Source organism: gamma proteobacterium symbiont of Scutellera amethystina (genome assembly GCF_059730845.1).
Map to the genome: position 1 here is coordinate 1 of NZ_AP035935.1, position 19,593 is coordinate 19,593.

Annotated in this window: 19 protein-coding genes; all 19 read left to right on the top strand. The window is 55.1% G+C overall.

Going from position 1 to position 19,593, the window contains the following annotated elements:
• Positions 1 to 324 precede the first annotated feature (324 nt).
• On the top strand, positions 325 to 2,214 hold the full coding sequence (mnmG, locus tag AC6I79_RS00005) for a tRNA uridine-5-carboxymethylaminomethyl(34) synthesis enzyme MnmG (protein ID WP_021508183.1): 1,890 nt from the start codon (positions 325 to 327) through the stop codon (positions 2,212 to 2,214).
• 48 nt (positions 2,215 to 2,262) lie between these two features.
• Positions 2,263 to 2,880 carry a 16S rRNA (guanine(527)-N(7))-methyltransferase RsmG gene (gene rsmG / locus AC6I79_RS00010; protein WP_058758219.1) on the top strand — a complete coding sequence of 206 codons (618 nt, stop codon included), beginning with the start codon at positions 2,263 to 2,265 and terminating at the stop codon, positions 2,878 to 2,880.
• A gap of 713 nt (positions 2,881 to 3,593) precedes the next feature.
• The gene (atpI, locus tag AC6I79_RS00015; protein WP_021508185.1) at positions 3,594 to 3,974 is read left to right on the top strand and encodes a F0F1 ATP synthase subunit I; all 381 of its coding nucleotides are present in this window, start codon (positions 3,594 to 3,596) and stop codon (positions 3,972 to 3,974) included.
• A gap of 8 nt (positions 3,975 to 3,982) precedes the next feature.
• Complete coding sequence (gene atpB / locus AC6I79_RS00020; RefSeq protein WP_031279833.1) at positions 3,983 to 4,801, top strand: F0F1 ATP synthase subunit A; 819 nt, start codon at positions 3,983 to 3,985, stop codon at positions 4,799 to 4,801.
• 49 nt (positions 4,802 to 4,850) lie between these two features.
• Complete coding sequence (gene atpE / locus AC6I79_RS00025; RefSeq protein WP_003849523.1) at positions 4,851 to 5,090, top strand: F0F1 ATP synthase subunit C; 240 nt, start codon at positions 4,851 to 4,853, stop codon at positions 5,088 to 5,090.
• Positions 5,091 to 5,198: 108 nt separating this feature from the next.
• Positions 5,199 to 5,669: a F0F1 ATP synthase subunit B gene (atpF, locus tag AC6I79_RS00030; protein ID WP_021313757.1), complete on the top strand. Its 471-nt coding sequence runs from the start codon at positions 5,199 to 5,201 to the stop codon at positions 5,667 to 5,669.
• 14 nt (positions 5,670 to 5,683) lie between these two features.
• The gene (gene atpH / locus AC6I79_RS00035) at positions 5,684 to 6,217 is read left to right on the top strand and encodes a F0F1 ATP synthase subunit delta (RefSeq protein WP_021508187.1); all 534 of its coding nucleotides are present in this window, start codon (positions 5,684 to 5,686) and stop codon (positions 6,215 to 6,217) included.
• Positions 6,218 to 6,231: 14 nt separating this feature from the next.
• Entirely contained in the window at positions 6,232 to 7,773 is a 1,542-nt protein-coding gene (gene atpA, locus AC6I79_RS00040; RefSeq protein WP_021508188.1) for a F0F1 ATP synthase subunit alpha, read from the top strand.
• A gap of 52 nt (positions 7,774 to 7,825) precedes the next feature.
• Positions 7,826 to 8,692, top strand: a complete 867-nt coding sequence (gene atpG, locus AC6I79_RS00045; protein ID WP_021508189.1) for a F0F1 ATP synthase subunit gamma — start codon at positions 7,826 to 7,828, stop codon at positions 8,690 to 8,692.
• A 63-nt stretch (positions 8,693 to 8,755) separates the two neighbouring features.
• Complete coding sequence (gene atpD / locus AC6I79_RS00050; RefSeq protein WP_021508190.1) at positions 8,756 to 10,153, top strand: F0F1 ATP synthase subunit beta; 1,398 nt, start codon at positions 8,756 to 8,758, stop codon at positions 10,151 to 10,153.
• A 24-nt stretch (positions 10,154 to 10,177) separates the two neighbouring features.
• On the top strand, positions 10,178 to 10,597 hold the full coding sequence (locus tag AC6I79_RS00055) for a F0F1 ATP synthase subunit epsilon (protein WP_021508191.1): 420 nt from the start codon (positions 10,178 to 10,180) through the stop codon (positions 10,595 to 10,597).
• 430 nt (positions 10,598 to 11,027) lie between these two features.
• Positions 11,028 to 12,398, top strand: coding sequence for a bifunctional UDP-N-acetylglucosamine diphosphorylase/glucosamine-1-phosphate N-acetyltransferase GlmU (glmU, locus tag AC6I79_RS00060; RefSeq protein WP_031279605.1), 1,371 nt, complete (start codon positions 11,028 to 11,030; stop codon positions 12,396 to 12,398).
• A gap of 180 nt (positions 12,399 to 12,578) precedes the next feature.
• Positions 12,579 to 14,408, top strand: coding sequence for a glutamine--fructose-6-phosphate transaminase (isomerizing) (gene glmS, locus AC6I79_RS00065; protein WP_058775624.1), 1,830 nt, complete (start codon positions 12,579 to 12,581; stop codon positions 14,406 to 14,408).
• A 233-nt stretch (positions 14,409 to 14,641) separates the two neighbouring features.
• Positions 14,642 to 15,124, top strand: coding sequence for a fimbrial protein (locus AC6I79_RS00070; RefSeq protein ID WP_150361072.1), 483 nt, complete (start codon positions 14,642 to 14,644; stop codon positions 15,122 to 15,124).
• A complete protein-coding gene (locus AC6I79_RS00075; protein ID WP_031279604.1) occupies positions 15,125 to 15,616 on the top strand; it encodes a fimbrial protein in 492 nt (163 codons plus the stop codon). It abuts the gene before it with no gap.
• Between the two features lie 35 nt (positions 15,617 to 15,651).
• Positions 15,652 to 16,461, top strand: coding sequence for an MrpH family fimbial adhesin (locus tag AC6I79_RS00080; RefSeq protein WP_104094320.1), 810 nt, complete (start codon positions 15,652 to 15,654; stop codon positions 16,459 to 16,461).
• Positions 16,462 to 16,604: 143 nt separating this feature from the next.
• The gene (gene pstS, locus AC6I79_RS00085; protein WP_127833474.1) at positions 16,605 to 17,648 is read left to right on the top strand and encodes a phosphate ABC transporter substrate-binding protein PstS; all 1,044 of its coding nucleotides are present in this window, start codon (positions 16,605 to 16,607) and stop codon (positions 17,646 to 17,648) included.
• Positions 17,649 to 17,734: 86 nt separating this feature from the next.
• Complete coding sequence (gene pstC, locus AC6I79_RS00090; protein ID WP_150059680.1) at positions 17,735 to 18,697, top strand: phosphate ABC transporter permease PstC; 963 nt, start codon at positions 17,735 to 17,737, stop codon at positions 18,695 to 18,697.
• A complete protein-coding gene (pstA, locus tag AC6I79_RS00095) occupies positions 18,694 to 19,581 on the top strand; it encodes a phosphate ABC transporter permease PstA (RefSeq protein WP_021506926.1) in 888 nt (295 codons plus the stop codon). The genes pstC and pstA overlap by 4 nt, the downstream gene beginning before the upstream one ends.
• Positions 19,582 to 19,593 lie beyond the last annotated feature (12 nt).

The window sequence follows — 19,593 nt, forward strand, 5'->3', positions numbered from 1 at the left end:
CCAGTAGTTATCCAAAGAACAACCGCTGATGCTTTTTTACGCTGTGCATAAGTAGCAAAGTTGATCTCAGCTTATACGGATCAGGATCACCGATCATTCACAGTAAACGATCCTCGCTAATCCTCTGTTGCCACAACGCTTTTCCGGGTTATCAACAGCCAGGGGCGATCCTAATAAGAGATCTAACAGAGAGATCATATAAAAGACTTAAGATCCTTTCTTTTAAACCGCAGGATCCCGCGACTTTCGCCCTGAACAGAATTTCAGTAGAATCCACCGCCCAGGGCAACGATCCCTGTCCGAACACTAACGAGGACCCACTTCATGTTTTATCCAGATCCTTTTGACGTCATCGTAATCGGTGGTGGTCATGCGGGCACAGAAGCCGCGATGGCCGCTGCCCGAATGGGTCAGCAAACCCTGTTACTCACCCATAATATTGATACGCTGGGACAAATGTCCTGTAACCCGGCGATCGGTGGCATCGGGAAAGGACACCTGGTTAAGGAAGTGGATGCCTTAGGCGGTTTGATGGCCAGCGCGATCGATCAGGCCGGTATCCAGTTTAGGATACTAAACGCCAGCAAAGGCCCGGCGGTGCGCGCCACGCGTGCACAGGCAGACCGGGTACTGTATCGCCAGGCGGTACGCACTGCGCTGGAAAACCAGCCGAACCTGATGATCTTCCAGCAGGCGGTTGACGATCTGATTGTGGAGAACGATCGCGTTGTCGGCGCCGTGACCCAGATGGGCCTGAAGTTCCGGGCGAAAACCGTCGTTCTGACGGTCGGCACCTTCCTGGACGGCAAAATCCACATCGGTCTCGATAACTACAGCGGTGGTCGTGCAGGCGATCCGCCGTCGATTCCGCTGGCTAAACGCCTGCGTGCGCTGCCGCTGCGCGTAAACCGCCTGAAAACCGGTACGCCACCGCGTATCGATGCCCGCACCATCGACTTTTCGGTGCTCACGCCGCAGCACGGGGATGACCCGATGCCGGTGTTCTCGTTTATGGGCCATGCCGGACAGCATCCGCAGCAGGTGCCATGCTGGATCACCCACACCAACGAGCAGACACATGAAGTGATCCGCAATAACCTCGATCGCAGCCCGATGTATGCCGGGATCATTGAGGGGATCGGACCACGCTACTGCCCGTCGATTGAAGACAAAGTAATGCGCTTTGCCGATCGTAACGCGCATCAGATTTTCCTTGAGCCGGAAGGGCTGACCAGCAACGAAATCTACCCGAACGGTATCTCCACCAGCCTGCCGTTTGATGTGCAGATGCAGATCGTGCGCTCGATGAAAGGTCTGGAGAACGCGAAGATCGTGCGCCCGGGCTACGCCATCGAGTACGACTTCTTCGATCCGCGCGATCTCAAGCCGACGCTGGAGAGTAAATTTATCCACGGCCTGTTCTTTGCCGGCCAGATCAACGGCACCACCGGTTATGAAGAAGCGGCGGCGCAGGGGCTGCTGGCCGGCCTTAACGCTGCGCGTCAGTCAGCGGACAAAGAGGGTTGGGCGCCGCGTCGCGATCAGGCCTATCTTGGCGTGCTGGTCGACGATCTGTGTACGCTGGGCACCAAAGAGCCGTATCGCATGTTTACCTCGCGCGCCGAGTATCGTCTGATGCTGCGTGAAGATAACGCCGATCTGCGCCTGACCGAAACCGGACGTGAACTCGGCCTGGTCGACGACGCGCGCTGGGCTCGCTATAACCAGAAGCTGGAAGCGATTGAGCAGGAGCGTCAGCGTCTGCGTGACCTGTGGGTGCATCCGAAGTCTGAAAACGTCAGCGAAGTGAACACGGTAATCAGCGCGCCGCTCACCAAAGAAGCCAGCGCGGAAGATCTGCTGCGTCGTCCGGAGATGACCTACGAACTGCTGATGTCGCTGCCGAGCTACGGTCCGGCGCTGGCGGATGAGCAGGCCGCAGAGCAGGTAGAGATTCAGGTGAAGTATGAAGGTTACATCGCGCGTCAGCAGGAGGAGATCGATCGCCAGCAGCGCAATGAAAACACCTTACTCCCGGCCGACCTCGACTATCGCCAGGTGAATGGACTGTCGAATGAAGTGATCGCCAAACTCAACGACCACAAACCGACTTCCATTGGCCAGGCATCGCGTATTTCCGGCATCACGCCGGCGGCAATTTCAATTCTGCTGATTTACCTGAAAAAACAGGGCCTGCTGCGTAAAAGCGCCTGATCGACCCCCGGGGCGGGCATGCTCGCCCCTGTTAATGGAATTCTCGTCGTGATTAATAAACTCTCCCGGCTGCTGCAAGCGGCAAACATTTCCCTCTCCGATCAGCAAAAACAGCAGCTGGTGGGTTATGTCGAACTGCTGCACAAGTGGAATAAAGCCTACAACCTGACCTCGGTGCGCGATCCGCAGCAGATGCTGGTGCGCCACATTCTCGACAGCATCGTGGTAGAACCCCACCTGCAGGGTGAGCGCTTTATTGATGTCGGTACCGGACCGGGCCTGCCGGGGATCCCGCTGGCGATTGTCCGCCCGCAGGCGCACTTTACGCTGCTGGACAGCCTCGGGAAACGCGTGCGTTTCCTGCGTCAGGTGCAACATGAGTTAGGGCTTACTAACGTCACGCCGGTGCAGAGCCGGGTGGAAGAGTTCCCGGCTGAGCCGCCGTTTGACGGGGTGATCAGCCGCGCCTTCGCGTCGCTGGAGGACATGCTGAACTGGTGTCATCATCTGCCGGGCGCGACAGGCCACTTCTATGCACTGAAAGGCGTCAGGCCGGATGACGAAATTGCCGCGCTGCCTGCCGGCTTCGCCATCGAAAAAATTGAGCCACTGCGGGTGCCGGAACTGGAAGGTGAGCGTCATCTGGTGGTGATCAGGCGGCAATAGTCGCGCAAACGGTGTGGATTTATCGTGATTCATGCCGTTTGGCTTAGCGCAGCAGCCGGCTAAAAAAACAGCGGTTGAACGCGTCACGATAAACGCTTTTATTCAACAGGGCAGGGGAAGCAGGTTAACATCCGCCGCGGAAATTATCCGAAAACCTCTGTTACATTTAACGAATAATTCACATTTCATTATCAGTTACATCACTTTAACCGCTGTATTTACTGTGCCGAATAATCACGGCGGAAAATATAACTCTGCAATAAATCGGCGGACGTAATATCAGTTTTACGTTTTTATTGCGGTGGGTGATGTCAATAGAGTGTTTTTATCGAAAATCTGGCGCTAATCCTGGAACAATAATTCTATCTCACTGATAGAAAAGTAAATTACGGGTTTGATTAATTGCGCGGCAGGGGTTAAAAAGCAAATTATCGCTGCCGGGGGTGCTTATAATGTGATCTGAAGCACGCTTTAAAAGCAAGTCTGCCGGGCAATTTCAAGCCTGTTTCGTCAGGCAGGCCGAAGCGGATGTTTTGAAAAATAGCCCTCCAGAAAGAAATTTAAATAATTGTTCACCTTTTCGCTACTTACCGATTGAAATCGCAGGTGCGGCCCGTATAATTTGCACGGCTTTTGCTGCTTGACTCAAAAGAGTAAAGGCAGTCTTATACGACACGCGACATACCCCGTTCGGGGCAGGAGAGTTAAGCGTCATGTCAGTGTCTCTTTACAGTGTGAAATTAGCCCGAACCGTGCTGGTGATCCAGCTGGTGACCTTTGTCGTAATCGGTGCGCTGTTTGCCCTGAAAGATGTCACCTGGGGCGCCTCTGCCATCGCGGGTGGTGCGGCAGCCTGGCTGCCAAACGTACTGTTTATGTTTTTAGCCTGGCGCCTGCAGGATCAAACTCCGGCAAAAGGGCGTGTCGCCTGGAGCTTCGCCTTTGGTGAAGTGCTCAAGGTGTTTGCCACCGTTGTTTTTCTCGTTGTGGCGTTAGGTGGATTTGGAGCGGTCTTCTGGCCACTCGCAATCACCTGGTTATCGGTGCTGGTGGTACAAATCGTCGCGCCGGCTGTAATTAACAACAAAGGGTAAGAGGCATCATGGCCGCAGGAGAGATCTCAACGCCGCAGGAATACATAGGTCATCATCTGACACATCTTCAGATGGACCTGCGTACTTTCGAGCTGGTGAATGCACACGACGCGCCAGCAACGTTCTGGACGTTAAACCTGGACTCCATGTTTTTCTCTGTTGTACTGGGACTGGTGTTCCTGGTGCTGTTCCGTAAAGTGGCGAAAAGTGCCACCAGCGGTGTGCCAGGGAAAATGCAGGCGGCTATCGAGCTGGTCGTTGGCTTTGTTGATAGCAACGTCCGCGACATGTACCACGGTAAGAGTAAAGTTATCGCCCCGCTGGCTCTGACGATTTTCGTCTGGGTCTTCCTGATGAACTTCATGGATCTGCTGCCTATCGATTTGCTGCCGTTTATCGGCGAGCACTATCTGGGCCTGCCGGCGCTGCGCGTCGTGCCGTCTGCAGACGTGAACATCACGCTGTCTATGGCGCTGGGCGTATTTATTTTGATTCTGTTCTACAGCATCAAAATGAAAGGTGTAGGTGGCTTCGCCAAAGAGCTGACGCTGCAGCCTTTTAATCACCCGATCTTCATCCCCATCAACCTGATTCTTGAAGGTGTTAGCCTGCTGTCTAAACCGGTTTCGCTCGGTCTGCGACTGTTCGGCAACATGTATGCGGGTGAGCTGATCTTTATCCTGATTGCCGGTCTGCTGCCGTGGTGGTCGCAGTGGGTGCTGAATGTGCCATGGGCCATTTTCCACATCCTGATTATTTCGCTGCAGGCTTTCATTTTCATGGTCCTCACGATTGTCTATCTGTCGATGGCATCTGAAGAGCATTGATTTTTATCTCAACAACTTAGCTTTTAACTGAAACAAACTGGAGACTGTCATGGAAAACCTGAATATGGATCTGCTGTACATGGCTGCCGCTGTGATGATGGGTCTGGCGGCAATCGGTGCTGCGATCGGTATCGGCATCCTCGGAGGTAAATTCCTGGAAGGCGCAGCGCGTCAGCCGGATCTGATTCCTCTGCTGCGTACGCAGTTCTTTGTTGTAATGGGTCTGGTGGATGCAATCCCAATGATCGCTGTTGGTCTGGGTCTCTACGTGATGTTTGCTGTCGCCTAAAGCCTGTAGCCGTGGTTCACTCATGGCACGCAGTGTGATGAGGAACGGATTCTGCCGTTTATCGCTGATAGCGGCAGAGCAAGTTAACTTAATAAGAGGCATTGTGCTGTGAACATTAATGCAACAATCCTCGGCCAGGCCATCGCGTTCATCCTGTTTGTCGCGTTCTGCATGAAGTACGTATGGCCGCCGATTATGGCTGCCATCGAAAAGCGCCAGAAAGAAATTGCTGAAGGCCTTGCTTCTGCTGAACGCGCGAAGAAAGATTTGGATCTCGCGCAGGCCAATGCGACCGACCAGCTGAAAAAAGCCAAAGAAGAAGCTCAGGTCATTATCGAGCAGGCGAACAAACGCCGTGCCCAGATTCTGGACGAAGCCAAAACTGAAGCTGAGACTGAACGTAACCGCATCGTGTCTCAGGCGCAGGCAGAAATCGAAGCCGAGCGCTCACGTGCACGTGAAGAGCTGCGTAAGCAAGTCGCGCTGCTGGCCTTAGCTGGCGCCGAGAAGATCATCGAACGTTCCGTGGATGAAGCTGCTAACAGCGACATCGTTGATAAACTGGTCGCTGAACTGTAAGGAGGGAGGGGCTGATGTCTGATCTGATTACTGTAGCTCGCCCCTACGCCAAAGCAGCTTTTGACTTTGCTGTTGAGCATCAAAGTATCGACCGCTGGCAGACCATGCTGGCGTTTGCCGCAGAAGTGGCTCGCAACGAACAGATGGCAGAACTCCTTTCCGGTGCATTGGCACCGGAAGCCTTGTCTGCTTCTTTCAACGCAGTCTGTGGTGATCAACTTGATGAACACGCTCAGAACCTGATTAAGGTTATGGCGGAGAACGGACGTTTGACAGCGCTTCCAGCGGTACTGGAACAGTTCATTCAACTGCGTGACGCTTATGAAGCGACAGCCGAAGTTGATGTGATCTCCGCCAGTGCGCTGAGTGACAGCCAGCTGAGTAAAATCAGCGCCGCGATGGAAAAACGTCTGTCACGCAAAGTTAAGCTGAATTGCAAAATTGATAAGTCTGTAATGGCAGGTGTGGTTATCCGTGCGGGTGACCTGGTGATTGATGGCAGCGTGCGCGGCCGTCTTGACCGTCTGGCAGACGTCTTGCAGTCTTAAGGGGACTGGAGCATATGCAACTGAATTCCACCGAAATCAGCGAACTGATCAAGCAGCGCATTGCTCAGTTCAATGTCGTGAGCGAAGCTCACAACGAAGGTACTATTGTTTCTGTAAGTGACGGTATCATCCGCGTACACGGCCTGGCCGATGTAATGCAGGGTGAGATGATTGCTCTGCCGGGCAACCGTTACGCTATCGCACTGAACCTCGAGCGTGACTCTGTAGGTGCAGTAGTGATGGGTCCGTACGCTGACCTCGCCGAAGGCATGAAGGTGAAGTGTACTGGCCGTATCCTGGAAGTGCCGGTTGGCCGTGGCCTGCTGGGCCGCGTGGTTAACACCCTGGGTGCACCCATCGACGGTAAAGGCGCTATCGACAACGATGGCTTCTCACCGGTTGAAGTGATTGCACCAGGCGTTATCGACCGTCAGTCAGTCGACCAGCCTGTTCAGACCGGTTACAAATCTGTCGATGCGATGATTCCAATCGGCCGTGGCCAGCGTGAGCTGATCATCGGTGACCGTCAGACCGGTAAAACTGCGATGGCCATCGACGCCATCATCAACCAGCGCGATTCTGGCATCAAGTGTGTCTACGTCGCGATCGGTCAGAAAGCCTCTACCATCTCTAACGTGGTACGTAAGCTGGAAGAGCACGGTGCGCTGTCTAACACCATCGTGGTTGTCGCTTCCGCTTCTGAATCCGCTGCGCTGCAGTACCTGGCTCCGTATGCCGGTTGCGCAATGGGTGAATACTTCCGTGACCGCGGTGAAGATGCGCTGATCGTGTATGATGACCTGTCTAAGCAGGCTGTTGCTTACCGTCAGATTTCTCTGCTGCTGCGCCGTCCGCCGGGTCGTGAAGCATTCCCGGGCGACGTGTTCTACCTCCACTCTCGTCTGCTGGAGCGTGCATCACGCGTTAGCGCTGACTACGTAGAGCGTTTCACCAACGGTGAAGTGAAAGGCCAGACCGGTTCTCTGACCGCGCTGCCGATCATCGAAACCCAGGCGGGTGACGTTTCTGCGTTCGTTCCGACCAACGTAATCTCGATTACCGATGGTCAGATCTTCCTGGAATCGAACCTGTTCAACTCCGGTATCCGTCCAGCCGTTAACCCGGGTATTTCGGTATCCCGTGTTGGTGGTGCTGCACAGACCAAGATCATCAAGAAACTGTCCGGTGGTATCCGTACCGCGCTGGCACAGTATCGTGAACTGGCAGCGTTCTCTCAGTTCGCTTCCGATCTGGACGATGCAACGCGCAAACAGCTGAGCCACGGTCAGAAAGTGACCGAACTGCTGAAGCAGAAACAGTATGCACCGATGTCTGTTGCACAGCAGGGTCTGGTACTGTTCGCTGCCGAGCGCGGCTTCCTGAACGACGTTGAACTGGCGAAAATCGGCAGCTTCGAAGCCGCTCTGCTGGCGTTCGCCGATCGCGAACACGCGGAGCTGATGGCTGAAATCAACCAGGCGGGTAACTACAACAACGAAATCGAAGAGAAGCTGAAAGGCCTCCTCGAAACGTTTAAAGCAACCCAGTCCTGGTAATGTCTGGCGGCTTGTCTGAAAAGGCAGGCCGCAAGGCTTTGAGGAGAAGCTAATGGCCGGCGCAAAAGAAATACGTACCAAGATCGGAAGCGTGAAAAACACGCAGAAGATCACCAAAGCGATGGAAATGGTCGCCGCCTCCAAAATGCGTAAAACGCAGGAACGCATGGCGGCCAGCCGTCCGTATGCAGATACCATGCGCAAAGTGATTGGTCACCTTGCTCTGGGTAATCTGGAATACAAGCACCCTTACCTGGATGAGCGCGACGTTAAGCGCGTCGGCTACCTGGTCGTTTCGACTGACCGCGGGCTTTGTGGTGGTTTGAACGTTAACCTGTTCAAAAAATTGCTGGCAGAAATGAAAGGCTGGTCTGATAAAGGCGTGCAGAGCGATCTGGCGATTATCGGTTCCAAAGGCGTTTCTTTCTTCGGCTCTGTAGGTGGCAACGTCGTGGCTCAGGTTACCGGCATGGGCGATAAGCCTGCGCTGTCCGACCTGATCGGCCCGGTAAAAGTGATGTTGCAGGCTTATGATGAAGGCCGCATCGACAAGCTGTATATCGTCAGCAATAAGTTTAATAACACCATGTCTCAGACTCCGACCATTACCCAACTGCTGCCGTTACCGCCAGCGGAAGGTGAAGAAGAGATGAAGGCGAAGACCTGGGATTACCTGTACGAACCCGATCCGAAAGCGCTGCTGGATACCCTGCTGCGTCGTTATGTCGAATCGCAGGTTTATCAGGGTGTGGTGGAAAACCTGGCCAGTGAGCAGGCTGCACGTATGGTGGCCATGAAAGCGGCAACCGATAACGGCGGAAACCTGATCAAAGAGCTGCAGTTGGTGTACAACAAAGCTCGTCAGGCCAGCATCACTCAGGAACTTACCGAGATCGTCTCGGGAGCCTCCGCGGTTTAACCAGGCATATATCCCGTCGCGCGAGCGCGGCCGGATATTCTCGTATTAGGTAGAGGATTCAAGATGGCAGCTGGAAAGATTGTCCAGATTATCGGCGCCGTAGTTGACGTCGAATTCCCTCAGGACGCGGTACCGCAGGTATACAGCGCTCTCGAGGTAAAAAATGGTGATGCTCGTCTGGTGCTGGAAGTTCAGCAGCAGCTGGGCGGTGGCGTGGTGCGTACCATCGCCATGGGTTCTTCTGACGGCCTGAAGCGCGGTCTGGAAGTCACCGACCTGAAAAAACCTATCCAGGTTCCGGTTGGTAAAGCAACACTCGGCCGTATCATGAACGTGCTGGGTGAGCCAATCGACATGAAAGGCGACCTGAAAGAAGAAGACGGCAGCGCTGTAGAGGTTTCCTCTATTCACCGCGCAGCGCCTTCTTATGAAGATCAGTCAAACTCGCAGGAACTGCTGGAAACCGGCATCAAGGTTATCGACCTGATGTGTCCGTTCGCGAAGGGCGGTAAAGTCGGTCTGTTCGGTGGTGCGGGTGTAGGTAAAACCGTAAACATGATGGAGCTGATCCGTAACATCGCGGCTGAGCACTCAGGTTATTCGGTCTTTGCCGGCGTGGGTGAGCGTACTCGTGAGGGTAACGACTTCTACCACGAAATGACGGACTCCAACGTTATCGATAAAGTAGCACTGGTGTATGGCCAGATGAACGAGCCGCCGGGTAACCGTCTGCGCGTAGCACTGACCGGTCTGACCATGGCGGAAAAATTCCGTGATGAAGGCCGTGACGTTCTGCTGTTCATCGACAACATCTACCGTTACACCCTGGCCGGTACAGAGGTTTCTGCACTGCTGGGTCGTATGCCATCGGCGGTAGGTTATCAGCCAACGCTGGCTGAAGAGATGGGTGTGCTGCAGGAGCGTATTACCTCCACCAAGACCGGTTCAATCACCTCCGTACAGGCCGTTTACGTTCCTGCGGATGACCTGACTGACCCGTCACCAGCAACCACCTTTGCTCACTTAGACTCAACCGTTACGCTGAGCCGTCAGATCGCGTCACTGGGTATCTACCCGGCCGTTGACCCGCTGGACTCTACCAGCCGTCAGCTGGATCCGCTGATCGTCGGTCAGGAGCACTACGACGTCGCGCGTGGCGTTCAGTCGCTGCTGCAGCGTTACCAGGAGCTGAAAGACATCATCGCCATCCTCGGCATGGACGAGCTGTCTGAAGAAGACAAACTGCTGGTGGCACGTGCGCGTAAGATTCAGCGCTTCCTGTCTCAGCCGTTCTTCGTAGCAGAAGTCTTCACCGGTTCTCCGGGTAAATACGTGACGCTGAAAGACACCATCCGTGGCTTCAAAGGCATCATGGAAGGCGAATTCGACCACCTGCCAGAGCAGGCGTTCTACATGGTCGGCGCGATCGAAGAAGCTGTCGAAAAAGCGAAGAAACTGTAATAACGGTTTCCCAGGAGGAGTGGTATGGCTATGACTTATCATCTGGACGTGGTCAGCGCGGAGCAGCAAATGTTCTCCGGTCTGGTGCAGCGTATCCAGGTGTCAGGTAGCGAAGGTGAGCTGGGTATTTACCCGGGCCACGCCCCGCTGCTGACTGCCATCAAGCCTGGTATGATTCGCATCGTTAAACAGCACGGCGAAGAGGAGTATATCTACCTCTCTGGCGGCGTGCTGGAAGTACAGCCGGGCAGCACGACCGTTCTGGCCGACACTGCAATTCGCGGTGAAGACCTCGACGAAGCGCGCGCGCTGGAAGCGAAACGTAAAGCAGAAGAGCACATGAACAGCAGCCACGGCGACGTGGACTATGCTCAGGCCTCTGCGGAGCTGGCGAAAGCTATCGCGAAACTGCGCGTCATCGAGCTGACCAAAAAAGCGATGTAATCAGGCTTTATGCGTCACGAAATGCCAGCCCCCGGGCTGGCATTTTTTTTGCCTGCTGCCGGTGCGCATAAATGCGCACCCTACGAATAGCTATGCTAGTGGGCGCCATTCATGGCGACCAAATGTCGGTACGCATAAATGCACACGCTGTCCAAAACCGCACAATCACCCCGTAGGGGCGCCATTCATGGCGACCAAATGTCGGTACGCATAAATGCGCACGCTGTCCAAAACCGCACAATCACCCCGTAGGGGCGCCATTTATGGCGACCGAAAATGGCGCAACGCCCTTACCTTATGTCCTCCCCGGCAACCCGTGCTGGCCACTCACCGCCGCTCATCCTCTTCCGCTAATTTCGCACGGAGAAAAATGTAGTAATCTCAGGGGTAAACCTTACACTTTCGAAAGCTAAATTGAGTCAGGATAGTTATGTCGACAAGCGCAATGAGCGTGGTGATCCTCGCCGCTGGCAAAGGCACCCGCATGTATTCCGATCTGCCCAAGGTGCTGCACAGCCTGGCAGGTAAACCGATGGTGCAACACGTTATTGATGCCGCTACCGGCCTCGGCGCACAGCAGGTGCATCTGGTCTACGGCCACGGCGGTGAATTGCTGCAGGAGAAACTGGCGCATAATCCGCTGAACTGGGTGTTGCAGGCGGAGCAGCTCGGCACCGGCCATGCCATGCAGCAGGCGGCACCGTTCTTCGCCGATGACGAAGATATCCTGATGCTGTACGGCGATGTCCCGCTGATCGCCCAGGAAACCCTGCAGCGTCTGCGCGACGCCAAACCTGCAGGCGGCATCGGGCTGCTCACTGTGGTGCTGGATAACCCCACCGGCTACGGACGCATCGTGCGTGAAAACGGCACCATCACCGGCATTGTGGAGCAAAAAGATGCGTCAGCCGAACAGCTAAAGATTCAGGAGATCAACACCGGCATCCTGATTGCCAACGGTGCCGACCTGAAGCGCTGGCTGGCGCAGCTCAACAATCACAATGCGCAGGGCGAATTTTACATCACTGATATCATCGCCATGGCGCATCAGGAAGGCCGCGTGATCAACGCAGTGCACCCGGCGCGTATCAGCGAAACCGATGGCGTGAACAATCGTCTGCAGCTTTCCACCCTGGAGCGCACTTATCAACGCGAGCAGGCAGAAAAGCTGCTGCTGGCTGGCGTCATGCTGCGCGATCCGGCGCGCTTCGATCTGCGCGGTACGCTGCAGCACGGTCGTGATGTCGATATTGATACCAACGTGATCATTGAAGGCAACGTCACGCTGGGCCATCGGGTAAAAATTGGCGCTGGCTGCATCATTAAAAACAGCGTGATTGCCGATGACTGCGAAATCAGCCCTTATTCGGTGATTGAAGATGCCACGCTGGCCGCCGCCTGCACCGTCGGGCCGTTTGCGCGCCTGCGTCCGGGCAGCGAACTGGCCGAACAGGCGCACGTCGGCAACTTCGTCGAGATGAAGAAAGCGACGCTGGGCAAAGGCTCAAAGGCCGGCCATCTGTCGTATCTCGGGGATGCGGAGATTGGCGCGGGCGTGAATATCGGTGCCGGCACCATTACCTGCAACTACGACGGTGCCAATAAGTTTAAAACCATTATCGGCGACAACGTGTTTGTCGGCTCGGACACCCAGCTGGTGGCTCCGGTCAGCGTGGCGGCGGGCGCCACCATCGCCGCCGGCACGACGGTGATGAAAGACGTTACCGCTGCCGATCTGGTCTATAACCGCAAAGAGCAAAATCAGAAGTCTGGCTGGCAGCGTCCGGTTAAGAAAAAATAAATGTCAGGGCCGGCAAAGATCGGCCCGGTATTAAAAACCCGACATATTCCGGTTTTCAGGCAGCTAACGCACCTGCAACCTGGAATAGGAAGGGATATCCCCCACTCTCTACAAGGCTCGGGGAACAATCAGGTCAGATGACAACGCAATGGCCGAAAGCCATGACGTCAGGAAATTACTATGTGTGGAATTGTTGGTGCAGTAGCGCAGCGTGATATCGCAGAAATTCTGCTGGAAGGGCTGCGTCGTCTTGAGTATCGCGGTTATGACTCTGCCGGTCTGGCGGTTGTCGATCGCCAGGGCCACATGACGCGGTTGCGTCGTCTGGGTAAAGTGGCCAATCTGGCAGAAGCGGCGGAGCAGCAGCCGCTGATTGGCGGAACCGGCATCGCGCACACCCGCTGGGCGACGCACGGTGAGCCGTCGGAAGCCAATGCGCACCCGCACGTCTCAGAGCACATTATTATTGTGCACAACGGCATCATTGAGAACCACGAACCGCTGCGTGAGCAGATGATCGCACGCGGTTACCGCTTTGCCTCCGAAACCGATACCGAAGTGGTGGCGCACCTGGTGCACTGGGAGCAGAAACAGGGCGGTACGCTGCGCGAAGTGGTACTGCGGGTGATCCCGCAACTGCGCGGGGCGTATGGCATGGTGATCATGGACAGCCGCGATCCGTCGGTGCTGGTGGCTGCGCGTTCCGGCAGCCCGCTGGTGATTGGCCGCGGCGTGGGCGAAAACTTTATCGCTTCCGATCAGCTGGCGCTGCTGCCGGTGACCCGCCGCTTTATCTACCTCGAAGAGGGGGATATTGCCGAAATTACCCGCCGCGAAGTGACGATTATCGATCGCCACGGTAACCAGGCACAGCGCGCGGAGATCGAATCCAATGCGCAGTACGATGCCGGCGACAAAGGCGTTTACCGCCATTACATGCAGAAAGAGATCTACGAACAGCCGAACGCCATCAAAAACACGCTGGCCGGCCGCTTTCATGACGGCATTGTTGATCTCAGCGAACTGGGCGCTAACGCGGAAACGCTGCTGAGCCAGGTGGAACACATCCAGATCATCGCCTGCGGCACTTCCTACAACTCCGGCATGGTGTCGCGTTACTGGTTTGAGTCGCTGGCCAACATCCCGTGTGACGTGGAAATCGCCTCCGAATTCCGCTATCGCAAATCTGCGGTGCGTAAAAACAGCCTGCTGATCACCCTGTCGCAATCCGGTGAAACCGCCGATACGCTGGCAGCGCTGCGCCTGTCCAAAGAGCTGGGCTATCTCGGTTCGCTGGCCATCTGCAACGTGGCCGGTTCGTCACTGGTGCGTGAGTCAGATCTGGCGCTGATGACCAAAGCCGGCACCGAAATTGGCGTGGCCTCGACCAAAGCATTCACCACCCAGCTGACGGTACTGCTGATGCTAGTGGCGAAGCTGGGCCGTCTGCACGGCATGCGCGCTGACACCGAGCATGAGATTGTCCATGCGCTGCAGGCACTGCCGAGCCGCATTGAACAGATGCTGGCGCAGGATAAAGTGATCGAGAATCTCGCCGAAGGCTTCTCTGACAAGCATCACGCGCTGTTCCTCGGCCGTGGCGATCAGTATCCGATTGCCATGGAAGGGGCGCTGAAGCTGAAAGAGATCTCCTATATCCACGCCGAAGCTTATGCGGCGGGCGAGCTGAAGCACGGTCCGCTGGCGCTGATTGATGCCGATATGCCGGTGATTGTGGTGGCACCAAACAACGAGCTGCTGGAGAAGCTGAAATCCAACATCGAAGAGGTGCGCGCGCGCGGCGGTCTGCTGTATGTGTTTGCCGACCAGGATGCCGGTTTCAGCGACAGCGAAGGCATGAAAATCATCCCGCTGCCGCACGTTGAAGAGGTGATTGCCCCAATCTTCTACACCGTGCCGCTGCAGCTGCTCTCCTACCACGTGGCGCTGATCAAAGGCACCGACGTCGACCAGCCGCGTAACCTGGCGAAATCGGTTACGGTGGAATAAGCGTAGCCCGGTCTGGAAACAGGCCGGGTTTTTTAACTCATTGTTGTTTCGATTAAATTAATCGTGAATTCTGTGAACGTTGTGAATTAATTTTTCCCTGATATGTGAAATCAACTTTCATAATTCTCTGGCTGTCCTTCACTTCTGTTTTGTTTAACTTTAATTTAACCTTTCAGTCATAAGCTTTCTGATGCATGTAGCAAGCCAAACTCGTTCTCTGCATGTAGGAATTTATGGCGCGTTATTTCATATTTACTTTTTTGTGTCTGGTGCTTTTATCCGATGCACTGGCATCGTCATTCAGTGTGAATATTTCTGGTAACGTGATGGTACCTGCCGACTGTAAAATAAATAATGGTATGCCGATCAGTGTTAATTTCGGCGATGTGCGCACCGATAAAATAGATGGGAAAGCGTATCAGCAACCTGTGTCATTTACGCTTTCCTGCACTAATCTTCCCTCTAATGCGCTTAAACTCCAGCTACAGGGGAATGCAGCCAGCTTCGATAGCGGCGCGTTACGCGCATCCGTTAGCGGTTTAGGCATTGCGTTTTTTAAGTCTAACGCTGAAAGGTTAAATATTAATACCAGCTGGGTAAACTTTACTTATCCCGCGCTGCCGGTTATTACGGCCGTCCCGGTGAAAGATAACAGCAGCAGTTTAACGGGCGGAAGTTTTACTTCAGCGGCAACACTGGTAGTGGAACTGCAATAAATGAAACGAACGTGGTTAATGGCACTATTGCTGCCCGCTATGCTGAAGTATAGCGCAGTGGCTGCTTTCAGCGTGCAGGCTAACTTCAGTGGACAGCTAATCGAACCACCGTTATGTCAGATTAACGGCGAAAAGCCAATTATGGTGGAGTTTGGTTCAGTGGTTATTTCCCAGATCAATGGTGACAGCTACAGAAAACCTGTCTCCTGGACGTTAACCTGTAGCAATAATCCCGATAAGAGTATGCGTGTACAAATCAGTGGCACCGGAAGCGCATTTAATTCTGCTTTGCTGGCGACCAGCCAGCGTGATTTGGCGATTCAGATATTAAGCGGTAAAAATGGCGAAAATGCCCTGGCACTGAATAACTGGCTGCCGTTTACCTTTCCTGCGCTGCCCGTCATTCAGGTGGTACCGGTGAAAAAAAACGCCGCGGTGTTAACCAGCGGTGACTTTTCTGCTTTTGCTGCGCTGGTGGTTGAGTACCAGTAGATGATCGGCGTTGACGCAACCACAGGATTAGACCAATGCTAACAGGGCTTGTTTTCCGCTATCTGGCTTTTTTCGCTGGCCTGCTGCTGTTCTTTTCAGCGCAAGCGATGGAAGCCCCGCGCGTGGATGGCATTCGCTGGGTCAACGCAAGCCAGGTTGAAATTACCTGGTCAGTGGTGGATGTCGGTATGATATCCGGCTATGCCCGCTGTAACTCTTCAGAGAGAACCTGCGCAGCAGGCATCGGTGTCAGCGCCTGGTTTATCGGGCATGGCACCGTATTCAGCGCTGCGGGCGGGCCACAAATTTACGTCGATCAGGGCGAGAGCCTGGCCTCGGTGGCTGAACGTTTTATCCGTTTTAATGGTCGGGGTGGCAAGTTTCTGCGTAACTCAGATACCCGTTATTACAGTTCATACTGCGGCAGCTTTGTGACAGCCTCCGCGACCGTAACTGACTATTCCGGAATGGTTGCGCCCTGGGCACCTTGCGTCAACATTCCGGTGGTGCCGGTATCCTGTTCGGTAAGCGGAGCCGCGCTGAACATTAATCATGGTACGCTGGCCCCGGCCGCCGTTAATGGCGCCAAAGCCAGCGTTAACTTCTCGCTTTTCTGCAACCGTGATGTGAATATCAGTTTTGCGCTTGCCGGTGGGATCAATATCCTCAAACTGAGCAACAACATCAGTACGCTGTTATCACTGGCTGACGGGAGCCTGAATAAACCGCGATTAGTGCGGGCTAACGTGACGACGCCGTTCACGCTGATTTCGACGCTCTCCTCAACAACCCCCAGTCCCGGTAACTTTACCGGCAGCACGGTGGTTTTCATTAATTACCTCTGATTTGCCAGCCGACCCGGTTGTCATATAACTGTCACAATTCGTACATTTCACTGTCATCAAACTGTCCTATTTTGCCTCCAGCAGCAATCACTGACTCTTACTAAAACGGCGTCAAGCCTGATTTTTAATCCCCTGGAGGGAACATGACACTGATGCGTAGCACCGTAGCCCGAATTCTCGCCGCCACCTTCGCAGTAAGCGCGGTTTCTGCTTTTGCAGCCACCGACCTGACAGGCGCAGGCGGGACGTTCCCGGCACCGGTTTATGCCAAGTGGGCAGCAGAGTATCAGCAAGCCACCGGTAGCAAAATCAACTATCAGGGTATTGGTTCCTCGGGTGGCGTGAAGCAAATCATTGCCAAAACCGTGGATTTCGGTGCGTCCGATGCGCCGATGAAAGAAGAAGATCTGCAGAAAAATGGGCTGTTCCAGTTCCCGACGGTGATCGGTGGCGTGGTGCTGGCGGTGAACATTCCCGGCGTTAAATCTGGTGAGCTGACGCTCGACGGTAAAACGGTCGGCGACATCTATCTCGGCACCATCAAAAAGTGGAACGATCCGGCGATCACCAAACTGAACCCGGGCGTGAAGCTGCCAGACACCAACATCAACGTGGTGCGCCGCGCAGATGGTTCCGGCACCTCTTTCGTCTTCACCAGCTACCTGTCTAAAGTGAACGAGACCTGGAACAGCAAAATCGGTAAAGGCAACACCGTTAACTGGCCAACCGGCTTGGGCGGTAAAGGTAACGACGGCGTGGCCGCGTTTGTACAGCGTCTGCCGGGCTCGATTGGCTACGTAGAGTACGCCTACGCCAAACAGAACAACCTGACTTACACCAAACTGGTTGATGCCGATGGTAAGCCAGTGGCACCGAGCGAAGCCAGCTTTGCTAATGCCGCCAAAGGCGCTGACTGGAGCAAAACCTTTGCCCAGGATCTGACCTTCCAGAAAGGCAACGATGCATGGCCGATCACCTCAACCACCTTCATCTTGATCTACAAAGAGCAGGCGAATGCGGAGAAGGGCAGTGAAGTGCTGAAGTTCTTTGACTGGGCGTACAAAGGCGGCAGCAAAACCGCTACGGCGCTGGATTACGCAGCGCTGCCAGAGAGCGTCGCGAATCAGATTCGTGCTGCCTGGAAAGCCAACATCAAAGACAGTTCCGGTAAAGCGCTGTACCAGTAAGTGTATGACTCGGCCAGCGCCCGCGCTGGCCAGCCTGATGGGCGGCCTCGTTGCCGCCCTGATTACCCTCTGAGATCGAGAATTCTATGGCTGCCACTAAGCCGACGTTTAAAGCACCGGGCAAGCAAGGCGACATGATATTCGGCGCGCTGGTGAAGCTCTCCGCGCTGATTGTGTTACTGCTGCTGGGTGGCATTATCGTCTCCCTGATTTTCTCCTCCTGGCCGAGCATCCAGAAATTTGGCTTCTCCTTTCTGTGGAGCAAAACCTGGGATGCGCCAAACGAAGAATTTGGTGCGCTGGTGCCGATTTACGGCACCCTCGTAACCTCACTGATTGCCTTAATCATCGCGGTGCCGGTGAGTTTCGGTATTGCCCTGTTTCTGACCGAGCTGGCACCAAACTGGCTGCGCCGTCCGCTGGGTACCGCGATTGAGCTGCTGGCGGCCATTCCCAGCATCGTGTACGGCATGTGGGGCCTGTTTATCTTTGCTCCGCTGTTCGCGGAGTATTTCCAGACGCCGGTTGGCGACGTGCTGGCAAATATCCCGATCGTCGGCGCGCTGTTCTCCGGTCCGGCCTTCGGCATCGGCATTCTGGCGGCGGGCGTGATCCTCGCCATCATGATTATCCCTTACATCGCCTCGGTGATGCGCGATGTGTTCGAACAGACGCCGGTGATGATGAAAGAGTCGGCCTACGGCATCGGCTGCACCACCTGGGAAGTGATCTGGCGCATCGTGCTGCCGTTTACCAAAAACGGCGTGATCGGCGGCGTGATGCTGGGTCTCGGCCGCGCGCTGGGCGAAACCATGGCGGTCACCTTTATCATCGGTAATACCTACCAGCTGGACAGCGCGTCGCTGTTTATGCCCGGCAATAGTATCACCTCGGCGCTGGCGAACGAGTTCGCCGAAGCCGAATCCGGCGTGCACGTGGCGGCGCTGATGGAGCTTGGCCTGATTCTGTTCGTGATTACCTTTATCGTACTGGCGATCTCCAAACTGATGATCCTGCGTCTGGCGAAGAGTGAAGGAGCCCGTTCATGACAGCAATTGAAATGCAGGCGCGCGCCGAGCTGGAAGCCTCACGCCGTAAAATGCAGGCGTGGCGCAGCACCAAAAACAAAATTGCCCTGACGCTTTCGCTGCTGACCATGGCGTTCGGCCTGTTCTGGCTGATCTGGATTCTGTTCACCACCGTCACGAAAGGGATCGATGGCCTGAGCTGGACGCTGTTTACCGAATCCACGCCGCCGCCCAACACCGCGGGCGGTGGTCTGGCGAACGCCCTGGCGGGCAGCGGCCTGCTGATCTTCTGGTCCACCTTCTTTGGCACGCCGCTGGGCATTCTGGCGGGTATCTACCTGGCAGAATATGGCCGCAAGCACTGGCTGGCGGAAGTGATTCGCTTCATTAACGACATCCTGCTGTCCGCACCGTCAATTGTGGTCGGCCTGTTCGTGTACACCATCGTGGTGGCGCAGATGCAGCACTTCTCCGGCTGGGCCGGTGTGATAGCGCTGGCGCTGCTGCAGGTGCCTATTGTGATTCGTACCACCGAAAATATGCTGCGGCTGGTGCCGGACAGCATGCGTGAAGCGGCATATGCGCTGGGCACGCCGAAGTGGAAGATGATCTCGGCTATTACGCTGAAAGCCTCGGTCTCCGGCATCATTACCGGTGTGCTGCTGGCGATTGCGCGCATTGCCGGTGAAACCGCACCGCTGCTGTTCACCGCGCTGTCGAACCAGTTCTGGAGCACCGACATGATGCAGCCGCTGGCCAACCTGCCGGTGACCATCTTCAAATTCGCCATGAGCCCGTTTGCCGAATGGCAGAGCCTGGCGTGGGCCGGTGTGCTGATTATTACGCTGTGCGTGCTGCTGCTGAACATCGTGGCGCGCGTGATTTTCGCCAAAGGCAAACACTAATTTTCCGGCGCG